The sequence below is a fragment of the Curtobacterium sp. GC_Cur_3 genome (genome assembly GCF_026544205.1).
GTDB lineage: Bacteria > Actinomycetota > Actinomycetes > Actinomycetales > Microbacteriaceae > Curtobacterium.
On sequence record NZ_JALNUI010000002.1, the window covers coordinates 1 to 13,977 of the forward strand.

Annotated in this window: 14 protein-coding genes; 6 read left to right on the forward strand and 8 right to left on the reverse strand. The window is 72.7% G+C overall.

The features are described from left to right. The first annotated feature begins 65 nt into the window (after positions 1-65). A complete protein-coding gene (locus OXR63_RS00955) occupies positions 66-1,016 on the forward strand; it encodes a DNA-3-methyladenine glycosylase family protein (RefSeq protein ID WP_267419442.1) in 951 nt (316 codons plus the stop codon). Between the two features lie 30 nt (positions 1,017-1,046). On the opposite strand, the gene OXR63_RS00960 is transcribed toward OXR63_RS00955, so the two are convergent. Further along, positions 1,047-1,511 carry a MarR family winged helix-turn-helix transcriptional regulator gene (locus OXR63_RS00960; RefSeq protein WP_267419444.1) on the reverse strand — a complete coding sequence of 155 codons (465 nt, stop codon included), beginning with the start codon at positions 1,509-1,511 and terminating at the stop codon, positions 1,047-1,049. Between the two features lie 129 nt (positions 1,512-1,640). On the opposite strand from OXR63_RS00960, the gene OXR63_RS00965 reads away from it, so the two are divergent. Then, positions 1,641-5,213, forward strand: a complete 3,573-nt coding sequence (locus OXR63_RS00965; RefSeq protein ID WP_267419445.1) for a proline dehydrogenase family protein — start codon at positions 1,641-1,643, stop codon at positions 5,211-5,213. A gap of 145 nt (positions 5,214-5,358) precedes the next feature. Here OXR63_RS00965 and OXR63_RS00970 read toward each other — a convergent pair whose 3' ends face one another. The 3 genes from OXR63_RS00970 to OXR63_RS00980 all read right to left on the reverse strand — a co-directional run bounded on the left by OXR63_RS00970 (position 5,359) and on the right by OXR63_RS00980 (position 7,156). Then, positions 5,359-5,556, reverse strand: coding sequence for a hypothetical protein (locus OXR63_RS00970; RefSeq protein ID WP_267419446.1), 198 nt, complete (start codon positions 5,554-5,556; stop codon positions 5,359-5,361). Positions 5,557-5,798: 242 nt separating this feature from the next. Continuing rightward, on the reverse strand, positions 5,799-6,164 hold the full coding sequence (locus OXR63_RS00975) for a hypothetical protein (RefSeq protein WP_267419447.1): 366 nt from the start codon (positions 6,162-6,164) through the stop codon (positions 5,799-5,801). Then, complete coding sequence (locus OXR63_RS00980) at positions 6,161-7,156, reverse strand: SDR family oxidoreductase (protein WP_267419448.1); 996 nt, start codon at positions 7,154-7,156, stop codon at positions 6,161-6,163. The genes OXR63_RS00975 and OXR63_RS00980 overlap by 4 nt, the downstream gene beginning before the upstream one ends. A 73-nt stretch (positions 7,157-7,229) precedes the next feature. Between OXR63_RS00980 and OXR63_RS00985 the strand changes: the two genes are divergently transcribed. Together OXR63_RS00985 and OXR63_RS00990 are read left to right on the forward strand one after the other, a co-directional pair. Then, complete coding sequence (locus tag OXR63_RS00985) at positions 7,230-8,483, forward strand: phosphatidylserine decarboxylase family protein (protein WP_267419449.1); 1,254 nt, start codon at positions 7,230-7,232, stop codon at positions 8,481-8,483. 38 nt (positions 8,484-8,521) lie between these two features. Next, positions 8,522-9,154: a hypothetical protein gene (locus OXR63_RS00990; protein ID WP_267419450.1), complete on the forward strand. Its 633-nt coding sequence runs from the start codon at positions 8,522-8,524 to the stop codon at positions 9,152-9,154. A gap of 35 nt (positions 9,155-9,189) precedes the next feature. Here the strand turns inward: OXR63_RS00990 and OXR63_RS00995 are convergent, their stop codons facing one another. Genes OXR63_RS00995 through OXR63_RS01010 form a run of 4 tightly spaced genes read right to left on the reverse strand, consistent with a single transcriptional unit; the run spans position 9,190 to position 11,629 of the window. Further along, a complete protein-coding gene (locus OXR63_RS00995; protein WP_267419451.1) occupies positions 9,190-9,963 on the reverse strand; it encodes a YqjF family protein in 774 nt (257 codons plus the stop codon). Continuing rightward, positions 9,960-10,790 carry a nitroreductase family protein gene (locus OXR63_RS01000; RefSeq protein WP_267419452.1) on the reverse strand — a complete coding sequence of 277 codons (831 nt, stop codon included), beginning with the start codon at positions 10,788-10,790 and terminating at the stop codon, positions 9,960-9,962. Before OXR63_RS01000 ends, OXR63_RS00995 begins: the two co-directional genes overlap by 4 nt. Positions 10,791-10,807: 17 nt before the next feature. Continuing rightward, positions 10,808-11,185, reverse strand: coding sequence for a hypothetical protein (locus tag OXR63_RS01005; RefSeq protein WP_267419454.1), 378 nt, complete (start codon positions 11,183-11,185; stop codon positions 10,808-10,810). 6 nt (positions 11,186-11,191) lie between these two features. Continuing rightward, positions 11,192-11,629, reverse strand: a complete 438-nt coding sequence (locus tag OXR63_RS01010; RefSeq protein ID WP_194626951.1) for an Lrp/AsnC family transcriptional regulator — start codon at positions 11,627-11,629, stop codon at positions 11,192-11,194. 216 nt (positions 11,630-11,845) lie between these two features. Between OXR63_RS01010 and ddaH the strand changes: the two genes are divergently transcribed. Both ddaH and rocD read left to right on the forward strand, forming a co-directional pair. Continuing rightward, positions 11,846-12,742 (forward strand): dimethylargininase, encoded by an 897-nt coding sequence (ddaH, locus tag OXR63_RS01015; RefSeq protein ID WP_374116044.1) that lies wholly within the window; start codon positions 11,846-11,848, stop codon positions 12,740-12,742. Next, positions 12,742-13,977 (forward strand): ornithine--oxo-acid transaminase, encoded by a 1,236-nt coding sequence (gene rocD / locus OXR63_RS01020; RefSeq protein WP_267419457.1) that lies wholly within the window; start codon positions 12,742-12,744, stop codon positions 13,975-13,977. Before ddaH ends, rocD begins: the two co-directional genes overlap by 1 nt.

Consider the following 13,977-nt stretch of genomic DNA (forward strand, 5'->3'; position numbering starts at 1 on the left):
TCCGATGGCGGGTGGGTGGGACGGGTCCATCTTGGCTGACGGTGGTTTCGCTTACCATCCCTGTCATGCAGCAGGTCCGTCTCGAGTCGCGTCCCACGGACGGCGCGCGTCTCGACACGGTCTACCGTCCAGGAGGCCCACTGGACCTGGCAGCGACCCTCCGGCCCCTGCAGCGCGGCTCCGGCGACCCGGCCTTCCGGGTGGTCGGCTCCGACGTGTGGCTCGCGCTCCGGACGCCGGTGGGCCCTGCGTCCGTGCTGCTCCGGCGGACCGGGGACGCGGTGGCGGTCTCGGCGTGGGGCGACGGCGCCGCGTGGGCGCTCGAGCACGCCCCGGACCTGCTCGGCCGCGGGGACGACTGGTCCGACCTCGACGTCACGGCGCACCGGTTCCTCGCCGAGGCCCACCACCGGCAGCCCGGGCTCCGGCTGTGCCGCACGAACACCGTCGTCGCGATGCTCGTGCCGGCGATCATGGAGCAGAAGGTCACCTCGCGGCAGGCCTGGGGCGCGTGGCGGTACCTGCTGCGGCGCCACGGCACCCTGGCTCCTGGGCCGACGCCCGACGGCATGGTCGTCCCACCGTCCGCCGAGGAATGGGCCCGCATCCCGAGCTGGGAGTGGCACCGCGCGGGCATCGAGCCGGGACGGAGCGCCACGGTGATGCGCGCGGTCAAGGTCGCGGCGTCGCTCGAGCGCACCCTGTCCCTCGGTCGCGGTGGGGCCGTCGTGGCCGCGCGGCTGCAGTCGATCCCGGGCATCGGGGTGTGGACGGCCGCCGAGACCACGCAGCGCTCCCACGGCGACCCGGACTCCCCGAGCGTCGGGGACTTCCACGTGCCGGCGCTCGTCGGCTGGGCGCTGACGGGCGGGCCGGTGGACGACGACGGCATGCTCGAGCTCCTCGAGCCGTGGCGTGGGCACCGGCACCGGGTCGTCCGGCTGATCGGCGGCAGCGGCTTCCGGAAGCCGGCGTTCGGGCCGCGCATGACGATCCAGGACCACCGCCACCACTGACCACGGTGCTCGGGCCGCGTGGCGTGCTGCTCAGTCGACCAGGTCGGCCGGGCCCAGCGCGCTCTCGAGCCGGGCGCTGACGGACCGCAGCGTGTCCGCGTCACCGGCCACGGGCCTCCAGAACAGCTGCTCGAGCGCCGCGGTGTGCGCGCGGATGCCGGCGAGCACCGCGCGACGCCCGTCGGGGGTCATCACGACCCAGCTGCCGCGCCCGTCGGTGGGGCAGTCGGTGCGCTCGACGAGTCCGCGGGAGACCATCCGGGTGACCTGGTGGCTGACGCGGGACTTCTCCCAGCCGATGCCCGCCGCGACGTCGCGGACCCGCAGGCGGTGGTCGACCTGGCGGTGCAGACCGATGAGGATCTCGAACTCGGGCGTGGAGATCCCGGCGCCCTGCTGCACGGCGTGGTCGAGGGCCCGGTCCAGTCGTCGCCAGACGTCGTGGTACGCGTCCCACGTGGCCCAGTCGTGGCCCACGTCGCCCTGCTTCGACATGTCGTCAGCGTATCCATGCGGACGGCTCCTCGCGGGCAGGATCATCCACCAGGATGACGCTCAGCTGACTCTTCGCCGTCGTCCGGCGTGCTCCGAGGTCATGCCGGTGGGTCCCCATACGATCGATCCATGGCGACCGCTCGACTCCAGGACTGCACCGACGACGTCGTCGCCCTCGTGCGGCGGTGGGTCGCTGCGTCCGCCGACGTGAAGCCGGACCCGGGGGCGGCACGGCTCGCGGCGGTCCTGCGGGACGAGCAGGGCCTCGACTTCACGCTCGGGTTCGTCGACCGGGTCGTCCGACCCGAGGACCCCCGTGTCGCGGCCCGCCAGCTCGAGGAGATCAGCCAGGACGTCCCCGACGAGCTCGCCTGGTACCTCCGCGGTGCCGTCACGCTCGGCGGTGGGTTCGCCACGATGGCGCCGTGGGCCGTGGTCCCCACCGCGCGACGGATCCTGCGCCGCGTGGCCGGGCACCTCGTCGTCGACGCCGCACCGTCCCGGCTCGGACCGGCCCTCGCGAAGGTCGCGGACGGCGGCTCCGTGCTCGACGTGCACCTCCTCGGGGAGACGGTGCTCGGGGTGGCGGGGAGCGACCGGCAGCTGCAGCGCACGATGGACATGGTCCGGCGCGACGACGTCGACCGCGTGACCGTCTCGGCCAGCAGTGTCGTGCCGCAGATGTCCCTCTGGGCGTTCGACCAGACCGTGGAACGGATCGCCGACCGGCTCGAACCGCTGTTCCGGCTCGCGGCGTCCACCCCGGGCACCGAGGGACGGCCGACCACGTTCGTCACCCTCGACACCGAGGACCACCACGACCTCGACGTGACCGTCGCCGCGTTCCGGCAGCTGCTCGACCGCGACGAGTTCCTCGGGCTGCCCGCCGGCGTCATGCTGCAGGCCGCGCTGCCCGACACCGCCGGCGTGCTCGAGTCCCTGACCGAGTGGGCCGTCGCTCGTCGTGCCCGCGGCGGAGCGCCGATCACGGTCCGGCTGACCGAGGGCGCCTCGCTGGCGACCGAGCGCGTCGACGCGCTGCTGCACGACCGACCGCTCGCCACCTGGGGCAGCGCGACCGAGACCACCAGCGCGGCCCTGCGGCTGCTCGACGCCGCACTCACCCCGGAGCGCACGGACGCCGTGCACGTCGGGGTCGCCACGCAGGACCTCTTCACCGTCGCCACCGCGTGGGTCCTCGCCGAGCGGTGCGGGGTGACCGACGCCGTCGAGGTCGAGATGCAGCTCGGCATGACCGCGACGCACGCCGATGCCGTCCGTGCCGACGTCGGCCGGATCGTGCTGTCCACCCCGGTCGTCCACCCCGACGAGTTCCGCTCCGCGATCGGCTACCTCGCCCGGCGGCTGCAGCAGAACGCCGACCCGCAGGGCTCGGCCGCCGGTGCGTTCGAGATCGACCACGACCAGGCGGCCTTCGAGCGGGAGCACCAGCGCTGGCTCGCCGCCGTCGCCGCGCTCGACCAACCCGTGGCGGCGACGCACCGCACGCAGGACCGCCGCCGTGCCCTCGGCGAGCCCGTGCCGGCGGCACCCCCGGCGACCACACCGGACACCGACCCGACGGTCCCCGCGAACCGGGCCTGGGCCGCCGACGTGCTGCGTCGCGTGCCGGCGTCGAAGGCGGGCGCGCAGACCATCCGCGGCTCCCGGGTGCTCGACCGCACCAAGCTCGAGCGGATCATCCGCAGCACCGCCCAGGCCGGCGTCAACTGGGGGCGGCAGGACCCGGTCGACCGCGCCGAACTCCTCGACCTGATCGCGCACGAGCTCGAGACCCGGCGTGCCGACCTGGTCGAGGCCGCCGTCGCCGAGACCGGTGCCACCCTCACCGAGGCCGACGCCGAGGTCGGCCAGGCCGTCGACCACGCGTACATCACCGCCGAGCAGGCCCGTGGGCTGCTGGACGTCACCGACGCGTCCTTCGTGCCCCCGCGCCTGACCGTCGTCGCGCCGTCGTGGGACTCCCCGATCGCGGCCGCCGCGGGCGGGGTGCTCGCCGCGCTCGCCGCGGGCAGCGGGGTGCTGCTGAAGCCCGCGCCCGAGGCCAAGCGGACCGGGGCCGTCCTGGCCGACGTGCTCTGGGACGCCGGGGTGCCGCACTCGCTCCTGCAGCTCATCGACCTCGACGAGGACGTCCTCGGCCGCCAGCTGATCGCGCACCGGGCCGTCGACCGGATCCTGCTCACGGGCTCCACCGAGACGGCCAGGTCCTTCACGTGGTGGCGTGCCGGACTCCCGCTCACCGCGGACACGACCGGCAAGAACGCGATCGTGGTCACCCCGTCGGCGGACTTCGACCTGGCCGTGCAGGACGTCGTCCGCTCGGCGTTCGGCCGTGCCGGGCAGCAGCGGACGGCGGCGTCCCTCGTGGTGCTGGTCGGCTCGGTCGGCGAGAGCGAGCGTTTCCGCCGGCAGCTCGTCGACGCCACACGCTCCCTCCGGGTGGCCTGGCCCAACGACCCAGCGGCGCAGATGGGCCCGCTCGTCCACGAACCTGCCGGGGCCGCGCTGCGCGCGCTCACCGAGCTCGGCCCGGGGGAGACGTGGCTCGTGCAGCCCGAGGCGCTCGACGACTCAGGCCGGCTCTGGTCCCCCGGCATCCGCGACGGCGTGCGAGCGGGCAGCGACTTCCACCAGACCGAGTACGGCGTGCCGGTGCTCGGCATCATGCGCGCCGAGACGCTCAGGGACGCGATCGCGATCCAGAACGACACCGACTTCGGCCTCACCGCCGGGCTGCACTCGCTCGACGTCGACGAGGTCGCCGACTGGATGCACCGTGTCCGAGCCGGCAACCTCGTCGTCAACCGTCCCACCACGGGATCGGTCGTCCGACGGCAGCCCCCTGGCGGCTGGAAGCGCTCCGCCGTCGGCCCCGGCACGAAGCCCGGCGGCCCGTCGTACGTCGCGTCGCTCGGCCGGTGGGAGCCGGTCCCGAGGACGGCGCACCAGAGCATCCAGCTGCACGGGCTGCCGGCGCGGGTCGCTGCCGTGATCGAGGCCGCCCGCAGCGGACTGCGGTTCGAGGAGTTCGACCAGGTCCGGGCGGGTGCGCTCAGCGACGTCCGGGCGCGCAAGACCCGGTTCGGCAGCGCACGGGACACCGCGGGGCTCGGCGTCGAGCGGAACGTCCTGCGCTACCGTCCCCAGTCCGTGATCCTGCGGCAGTCCGACGCGGCCTCCAGCGGGGACTTCGTCCGCGCGCTGGTCGCAGCCACGGCCGCGCGTGCGCACGTCCTGCTGAGCACCGCGCGCCCGCTGCCGGGTCCGCTCACGCAGCTGCTCGCCGCGAGCCGGCCGCCGCTCGACGTCGTCGACCACCTCGTCGAGTCGGACGAGGAGTTCCTCGCCCGCGCCGAGTCGGGCGCCGTGTTCCGCGACAACTGGTCGAACCCGACCGACGAGCCGCAGGACGCGCTCGACATCGTGCTCTCGCAGGCCCGCGAGCAGCCGAAGCACACCGCGTTCGGCGGCCCGGGTGCGCGCATCCGGCTGATCGGCGGGGACGCACTGGCGCTCGAGGAGGCGCTGGGTGCGAGCATCGACGTGGCGATCTTCGACGCACCGGTCGTCGAGGCCGGCCTCATCGAGATGCTGCCGTACCTCCGCGAGCAGTCGGTGTCGATCACCACGCACCGTTTCGGGTCGGTCGACCCCCGCTTCGCCGCCCTGCGCATCTGACCTGTCTGGTCGGCGTCCGTCGTGGGCGTGACCACAGCCTCCTGGCCGGTTCTGGTTCTGGTTCTGCTCCCCGGACATGACGGATCCGGTCGGCAGAACGTGAGTTCCGCCGACCGGATCGGTCAGGCTTCCGAACGAGGACCGGTCAGTCCTCGGTGTCGCCCTCGTCCTCGGGCTCGACGCCGGTCTCGTCCATCCGGTCGCGCAGGTGGTCGGCCATCGACGCAGCACCCTCGGATCCGTGGTCGTGGTTCACCTGCTCGATCAGGCCCGAGAGCTTCTCGTGGTTGGTCGCGTCCGTGGCGCCGTCCATGACGGGTTCGGTCTGCTCGTTGTCACTCATGATCGTGACGCTACGCGCGGATGCCGTGCGCACCCGGGGGCCTGTCCACCGTGTCCCTCGAACTGGGGGAGACAGACGCTCTGTCCCCCTTTCTGCGGACACGGTACTGTCGTCTCCAGCGAGCCACACCCGATCGGCGGTTCCCCCTGACTGCCGCAGGTTCGCACGAAGCATCGACGCTCCGGCCCCTCTGGAGCGTCCCTGCGCCCGGGCCGGAGCGCCCTTGCTCGACAGCCTCCGGATCAGCGCTTCCGGCCGGTCCCGACGAGGGCGACCTCGGCAACGGCCAGACCCGTCGCCAGCCAGAACTGCCGCGTGCCGATCCGACCCCATCGGCCGCCGAGCAGCACCAGCGGGAGCATCGTGACCGCGTGCGCGGCGTCGATCGCGGCACCGAGGGTGTGGGCGTTGCCGGAACCCGCTCGGAGCAGCAGCGCCGACTGCACCAGGTGGCGCACGCCGAGGACCCGGTGGAACGCAGCCGTCCCGCTCGTGGCGTCGGGCGCACGCCGGGCCACGAGGTGCTGGACCCCGAGCCCCGCGCGGATGCCCTCGACGACGGTCTGGCGCTGCACGAGGCCTGCGCGGACCGCCCGCTCTCGGCTCATCGTCGACGTCCTGCTGCGACGGCGACGGCGCCGACGATGCCGAGCGCGGCACCGATGATCCCGTTGCCGAGGCGACGGTTCTCGACCCACCAGGTCTGCGGGGACCAGGCGTGCGCGTTCTCGTCGAACACACCGTGTGCACCGTGGTCGCCCTCGACGGGTTCGTAGAGGTTCGACGGCAGCGACTGGCCGTCCTTCGAGGCGATCTGCTGCCCGGAGACCAGGGTCTTCGCGGCGTACCAGTCGGCGAAGCGCCCGCTGATCCGGTTGCCGAGGATCGTGTAGACGGTGGACTCACCCACCCAGGTGCGACGGCGGGGACGCTCGGCGGTCGCGGCGATGGCGCGGGCCCCGACCTCGGGCTGGTAGATCGGCGCGACGGGCTGCGGGTGGTGCGGCAGCTGCGACTTGACCCAGTTGAACTGGATCGTGTTGAGCGCCGGCATGTCGACGCGGGACACCTGGACCTTGCTGCCCTGCTCGATGAGCTCGGAGACGACGGACTCGGTGAACCCGACGATCGCGTGCTTCGCCCCGCAGTACGCCGCCTGCAGCGGGATGCCCCGGAAGCCGAGCGCTGAACCGACCTGGATCACGTGACCACGGTCGCGCGGGACCATGCGGGTCAGCGCGGCGCGGGTGCCGTTCACGAAGCCGAGGTAGGTCACGTCGAGGGCCCGCTCGAAGTCCTCGGGCGCGGTGTCGAGGAAGCGGCCGAAGACGCCCACCATGACCCCGTTGACCCACAGGTCGATCGGTCCGAGTTCGACCTCGATGCGGTCGGCAGCCCGCTCGACGGCCTCGCGGTCGGCCACGTCCACCGAGAGCGCGAGTCCACGCTGCCCGGCGGCCACCACCTCGGCGGCCGCGGCGTCGACGCCCTCCTGGCCGCGGGCGATCACGGCCACGTCCCATCCCTTGGCGGCGAGTTCCCGCACTGTCGCTCGTCCGAGCCCTGCCGAACCACCGGTCACCACTGCCACACGTGTCATGTGCCCCTTGTACCTGGCGTGATCTGTACGTCCTCAGCCGCCGTACCCCGAAGCGTGTGTACGTTCTGCGATCGTGACGAACGACCGATCGACCGATGTCCGCTCCAGAGCCGGGTGGCTGCCCGCTGATCAGGGAGGGCTGGAGGCCTGGTTGCGCGGCCGCCGCGAGCACGCAGCGGCGCGCCCAGCGGACCGGCCCCTGCACCCGGCGGTGGCCGCCTTCCGTGACGTGGTCGACGCTGACCCGGTCCTGCGGATGCACGCGCACCAGATGATCGACCAGGAACCGACCGGCCGGGCGTACCAGGAACGCCACCTCGAGAGCCTCGACGAGATGTACCTGCTCATCGACGACGTGCTCCGCTCCGCGCCGGAGTTCGGCGAGCAGATGGTCTCCACACCGCTCGACGGCGTGTTCGACTGGGCGAAGGCGACCCCGGCGGGCTTCGCCTTCTTCCGCGACCCCCGCGTGAACGACGCGCTCCGCGGTGTCCTCGACGCCTGGTCCGAGTACCTGTCGAGCCCGGCCTCCCTGTCCGTGCTCGACGACTCGGACTCCGGGTGGAAGAGCGAGGCGGCGCAACAGGCGACCGGCATGGGGCAGTACCGGTACGACCCGGAGGACGAGCACTGGGGCTTCACCTCGTGGAACGACTTCTTCACCCGCCGCTTCCGTGACGGCCAGCGGCCCGTCGCGAGTCCGGACGACGACGCGGTGATCGTCAGCCCGTGCGAGGCGACCCCCTACCGGATCGCCACTGGCGTGCAGCGACGCGACGCCTTCTGGATCAAGGGCGAGCCGTACTCGCTCGACGACATGCTGGCGGGGGACCCGGTCGCCGCACGGCTCGAGGGCGGCACCGTCTTCCAGGCCTTCCTGAGCGCCGTCGACTACCACCGCTGGCACAGCCCCGTCTCCGGCACGGTGCTCCGCGCGTTCCACCAGCCGGGGACGTACTACTCCGAGGCCGACGCGCAGGGGACGGACGCCGAGGAACCGACGCTGTCGCAGGGGTACATGGCGCACGTGGCGACACGGGTGGTGATCGTCATCGAGGCCGACGACCCGGCCGTGGGGCAGCTCGCCGTCGTGTTCATCGGCATGTCCGACGTCTCGTCCTGTGTCATCGGGGACGGCGTGCGACCCGGTGCCCACATGACCAAGGGCGACGAGCTGGGGTACTTCCAGTTCGGGGGCTCCACGGTCTGCGTGGTGTTCGGCCCGGACGTGGTGGAGTCCTTCGCCCTGGGCGCGATCCCGCAGGCACCGGACGAGGACCCGTCGCTCCTGCACGTCCGGTCGCTGCTCGCCACCGCACGACACTGACGGCGCCCGCGTCGGCGACGGTGGAGCAGACTCACACCGTGCAGCCCCGACAGGACGACCCCGCAGAGCTCGCCGAGCCGCTCGAGGACGCCCCGCCCTCCTGGGTGCTCCGGACACCCACCCGGCGGCGGGAGGTCTGGCCCCTGCCGGCGCTCGCCGCGGTGCTCGCGGTGGTGCTCGTCGTGGTCCCCGCGCGGTTCGGGGACCCCGTCTCGATCGTCGTCGGTGTCCTGTCCGGCGTCGCCGTGGCGGCCGGTGCCGTGGCGCTGGCCGTCACCGGACAGGCGGCCTACCGGGAGCAGTCCCGCGCGGCCTCCTGGCGGTTCCACGTGGTGGGGATCATCGTCGGCTTCGGCGCCGGGACGATCGTGGCCCTCCTCGGTCTCGCGAGCGGTCTCTTCGCGACGGCGGCGACGAGCGTCCTCCTCACGGCAGTGCAGTTCTTCCACGTCGCTCGCTCGGTCCCGCGGCTCGACCGGCTCGTCGCGGCCGTCTCCGCGACGGCGCTCGCCGTGGGTGCAGCGACCCTCGCGGTGCTCGGGCTGACCCTGCCGGACGTCCCGGAGGCGCGGGAGGCCGTCTGGATCGGCCCGGGCGCCCTCGTCGCGGTGGTCGCCACGGTCGTCGCCGTGCTCCAGTTCCGTGCCGCCCGGACCGCACCGCTCGACTGAGCGAGCGCACCCGGCGCCGTCAGCGATCAGCGTCGTCAGCGACCGGCGCCGAACCGTGTCGTCACGCCGGGGGAGTACAGCACCGAGTCCGGCGCGAGCGACGTCAGCGCGAGCGGCAGCCCCGCGGCGCCGATGAGGTCGTCCCGCAGCGTCGCGAGCGTCCCGCGGTGCAGCGCCCACGGCTCGTGCTCGTTCGGCCAGTAGCGCGTCGCCCCGGCCCGCCGCACGTGCATGCCCCACCGTGCCGTCAGGAAGGTCTCGAGCGTGCTCGGTTCCGCGATCACCTCGCCCACCTCGACCTCGACGAGCGACCGCAGGTGCGACCCGTGCCGACGCATCGCGTACCCGACGCGACCGCCGCCGGAGCGGTACTCGGCGTTCGCCCACCAGTACGGCAGGCCGGTGGCCACGCGGGCGCCGATCGTCGGCAGGAGCTTCCCCGCGTCGAGCGACAGGAACACCACCCCGTGCTGCCCGCGCTCGTCCACCGTGTAGACGCGCACGTTGACCTCGACGAAGTCCCCGATCGACCCCGTCCGACCCAGCGGCCCGAGCGGCGGGAAGCGGGTGTCCTCGAACCGGAACCCGATGAGGCCCACCCAGGTGGTCACCCCGTCGTCCACGCCGCCGACGCTCAGCGTGTCGGGACGGGTGCCGGCGGGCAGCAGGGGCGCGACGGCGGACACGTCGACGCGCCAGTGCACGAAGACGACGTCGAGCCAGTCCTGCGAGATCCAGGGGCGGCCCGTCAGGCCGGGGGCAGCGGACGGGAGGCTCGGCCCGGCCTCCGCAGGTCGGGTGTCGGTCACGGAGCGCTCGGGTCGTCACGGAGGTGGGTCACGGGAGCATCGTCCCACCCGGTCTGCGGCGTCGCACAGGTCCCTCGGAACACGTACTGCGATGGACGCTTCCGTTCGTTCGACACCCAGTCGATCGCGGGGCGCCGTCGTTCGGGCGGCAGGTACCCGATCCGGTACACGGCCATCAGCTCGAGCTCCGGCGGGACCTCGAGCAGCTGTTCGACCTCGGCCCACGACTCCTCGATCTCCATCGGGAACGAGACGAACTGGATGCCGAGGCCGAGCTCGGTCGTGGCGAGCCAGATGTTCTCCATCGCCGCACCCATGCTGAACACCGAGTAGAACGCGTTCCGCGCCTCCTTCCGGTACTCGTCCCGGTCGAGCATCACGCCGAGCAGCAGCGGTGACCCGGCCACGAGCTTCCGGTTCTCCTCGCCGAGGGTCTGCGGCACCCGGAGCGTGTTCATCAGGAACTGCCCACGCTTTGTGAACACCTGCCCGGTGAACGGCCGGAGCGGCTTCGGGAGCTTGTCGAACAGCATGCCGTCGCGACGCTCGTCCATCTCCGCCTGGCTGAACCGGAAGTAGGGCCGGTAGCGCTCGAAGAAGGTGCCCTCGGACATCGTGCGGGTCATCGCGCGCCCGCTGATCGCCGCGACCTGGTCGATCGTCGACCGTTCCTCGACCAGGACGAAGCGCCACGGCTGGCTGTTCAGCTGCGACGGAGCCCGGCCGGCCAGCTCGACGAGGAGCCGCTGGTGCTCCTCGGACACGGGGTCCGGCAGGAACGCACCGTTCGTCGTCCGTCGGCGTCGGATGGCCTCGATGAGCTCCACTGCTGTCCTCCCTGGCGTCAGCGTCGCCCGGCGAGCACCGCCCCCAGGTAGGACGGCGCGGCGGCGACCGCGACTTGCCAGTGTGCTCCGGAGCGGGGGTCGGTCCGTGGAGCAACGGCCAGCGGGACGAGTGCCGGCAGCAGGAACAGGGCCGCGCGTGACCGGGTCCAGAGCGGTGTCGTGGCGGCCACGCCCGTCAGGGTCGCGGTCACCACGAACAGCCCGTGGTGCACGACCCGCAGGCGCTTCGTGCGGATGAGCCGGACGGCCACGGCGGTGCCCCAGGCACAGTTCGCGACGTAGGCGAGCGCCGCTGCCGTGACCAGGCGCCGGGCCGGACCCCGGCCTGCCGGAGCCGCTCCGAGCCTCCTGGCCGTGCGGGACGCGGGGACCAAGGCGGGCTACGCGGACTCGCGGGAGACCAGGCGGGACAGCACGATCGCGGAACGCGTGTGGTCGACCTGCGGTGCCAGCCGGACGCGGTCGAGCGCTTCCTCGAGTGCCGGCAGGTCCTTCGAGCGCATGTGCACCACGGCGTCGGCGCTGCCGGTGACGGTGCCGGCGTCGACGACCTCGGGCACGGAGTCGAGCAGCGTGCGGAGCTCGTCGGGGGAGACCGTGCCGCGGCAGTAGAGCTCGACCCAGGCCTCGGTGCCACGGTCCTCGACCGCGGGGTCGACCTTGATCGTGAACCCGCGGATGACCCCGTCGGCGACCAGACGGTCCACGCGGCGCTTGACGGCCGAGGCCGAGAGTCCGACGACCGACCCGATGTCGCCGTATCCGGCGCGGGCGTTCTCCCGGAGCTGATCCAGGATGCGGTGGTCGAGCGAGTCCATCGGCAGCCATCGTACGCGTCGTCGTTGCGAGGACGCCGGGGTGGACGCACGAAACGTGCGCGATCCGGTGCTGTGAGGACGGACGCGTACTCCCTAGACTGATGCTCGGCGTCGACCTGGTCCGCCGCGGTACCGGCGAGTGAGCCTGCATCTCGCCGAGGTTGGTCCAGTGGTGGTTCCTGGCAGGCTCGGGCCCGAAGTCCCAGGAGGACTCCAGTGTCGAACCCCGAAACCAGCACCGTCTCCGCGCCCGCTCCGGTCCGCACCGCGACGAAGCGCACCATCCTCATGTGCAAGCCCGACTTCTACACGGTCAGCTACCGGATCAACCCGTGGATGCACCCCGAGGACCCGACCGACACCGCCAAGGCCGTCGCCCAGTGGCAGGAGCTGTACGACGTCTACCAGGGGCTCGGCTTCGAGATCCACCTGATCGACCCGATCGACGGCCTGCCGGACATGGTCTACGCCGCAAACGGCGGGTTCGTGCTCGACGGCGTGGCGTACGGCGCGAAGTTCCAGTACCCGGAGCGGCAGCCCGAGGGCCCCGCGTACATGGACTGGTTCCGCTCCGCCGGCCTGCAGGTCGCCGAGCCCGTCGAGACGAACGAGGGTGAGGGAGACTTCCTGCTCGTCGGCGACGTCATCCTCGCCGGCACCGGGTTCCGCTCGGACAGCACCTCGCACGAGGAGATCGCGCGGGTCTACGGCCGCGACGTCATCACCCTGAAGCTCATCAACCCGAGCTTCTACCACCTCGACACCGCCATCGCCGTGCTCGACCCGGAGCCCACCGCCGACGGCACCTCGAACATCGCGTACCTCGAGTCCGCGTTCGACGAGCCCTCGCTCGCGATCCTCCGCGAGCGCTTCCCGGACGCCATCATCGCCACCGAGGAGGACGCCGCCATCCTCGGCCTGAACTCCTACTCCGACGGCCACAACATCGTGATCGCCGCCCGCGCGACCACGTTCGCCGAGCAGCTGCGCGAGAAGGGCTACAACCCGATCGGCGTCGACCTGTCCGAGCTCCTCCTCGGTGGTGGCGGCGTCAAGTGCTGCACGCTCGACCTGCACCCGGTCGGCACCGGCAACTCCGTCGCGCGGTCCTGATGGACAGCGCACCGGGCACCGCGACCGGCACCAACACGGCCGCGGCGCTCGCCGTCGAGGACCGTGCCCTCGCCCACAACTACAGCCCGCTGCCGGTCGTCATCGCCTCCGGTGACGGCGCCTGGGTGACGGACGTCGACGGGAAGCGCTACCTGGACGGCCTGGCCGCGTACTCGGCCGTGAACTTCGGCCACGGCAACCCGCGGCTGCTCGACGCCGCCCGTGCGCAGCTCGACCGCGTAACCCTGACCAGCCGTGCGTTCGTGAACGACCGGCTCGGGCCGTTCGCCGAGTCCCTCGCCGCACTCACCGGCACAGACATGGTCCTGCCGATGAACACCGGCGCCGAGGCCGTCGAGTCCGCGATCAAGGTGTCGCGGGCCTGGGGCTACCGGGTGAAGGGCGTGCCGCAGGGGCAGGCCACGATCATCGTCGCCGGTGGGAACTTCCACGGCCGCACGACGACGATCATCTCGTTCTCCGACGACCCCGACGCCCGCAACGACTTCGGGCCGTACACGCCGGGCTTCCGCACCGTGCCGTACGGCGACGCCGCTGCGCTCCGCGAGGCCATGGACGAGACCGTCGTCGCCGTGCTGCTCGAGCCGATCCAGGGCGAGGGCGGCGTGGTCATCCCGCCCGCCGACTACCTGCCGGCCGTCCGCGAGGTCTGCGACGAGTTCGGCGCGCTGTTCATCGCCGACGAGATCCAGTCCGGGCTCGGTCGCACCGGGCACACCCTCGCGGTGTCGCGCGTCGGCGTCCGGCCCGACCTCATCACGCTCGGCAAGGCCCTGGGCGGCGGCATCGTCCCGGTGTCCGCGGTCGTCGGGTCGCGTGAGGTGCTCGGCGTCCTGCGTCCGGGCGAGCACGGCTCCACGTTCGGCGGCAACCCGCTCGCCGCGGCCGTGGGTGCCGAGGTCGTCGCGATGCTCGACGAGGGGACGTTCCAGCAGCGGGCCCTGGCGGGGGAGCCGGTCCTGCGCGGCCTGCTCGACGACCTCGTCGGCCACGGCGTCGTGTCGCACCGCGTCGCCGGGCTCTGGGCGGGCATCGACATCGACCCCGCCATCGGCACCGGCAAGGAGATCGCGAAGGCCATGGCCGCCCGCGGGGTCCTCCTGAAGGACACCCACGGGTCGACGATCCGCTTCGCCCCGCCGCTCGTCGTCACCGACGACGAGGTCGCCACGGCGATCGGTGCCCTGGCCGCGGTCCTGCGCGACCGCAGCTGA

What these genes read in the sequence shown, in the direction of transcription:
- OXR63_RS00955 (WP_267419442.1), top strand. Translation starts at nt 66, where the DNA reads ATGCAGCAGGTCCGTCTCGAGTCGCGTCCCACGGACGGCGCGCGTCTC.
- OXR63_RS00960 (WP_267419444.1), bottom strand. Translation starts at nt 1,511, where the DNA reads ATGTCGAAGCAGGGCGACGTGGGCCACGACTGGGCCACGTGGGACGCG.
- OXR63_RS00965 (WP_267419445.1), top strand. Translation starts at nt 1,641, where the DNA reads ATGGCGACCGCTCGACTCCAGGACTGCACCGACGACGTCGTCGCCCTC.
- OXR63_RS00970 (WP_267419446.1), bottom strand. Translation starts at nt 5,556, where the DNA reads ATGAGTGACAACGAGCAGACCGAACCCGTCATGGACGGCGCCACGGAC.
- OXR63_RS00975 (WP_267419447.1), bottom strand. Translation starts at nt 6,164, where the DNA reads ATGAGCCGAGAGCGGGCGGTCCGCGCAGGCCTCGTGCAGCGCCAGACC.
- OXR63_RS00980 (WP_267419448.1), bottom strand. Translation starts at nt 7,156, where the DNA reads ATGACACGTGTGGCAGTGGTGACCGGTGGTTCGGCAGGGCTCGGACGA.
- OXR63_RS01010 (WP_194626951.1), bottom strand. Translation starts at nt 11,629, where the DNA reads ATGGACTCGCTCGACCACCGCATCCTGGATCAGCTCCGGGAGAACGCC.
- rocD (WP_267419457.1), top strand. Translation starts at nt 12,742, where the DNA reads ATGGACAGCGCACCGGGCACCGCGACCGGCACCAACACGGCCGCGGCG.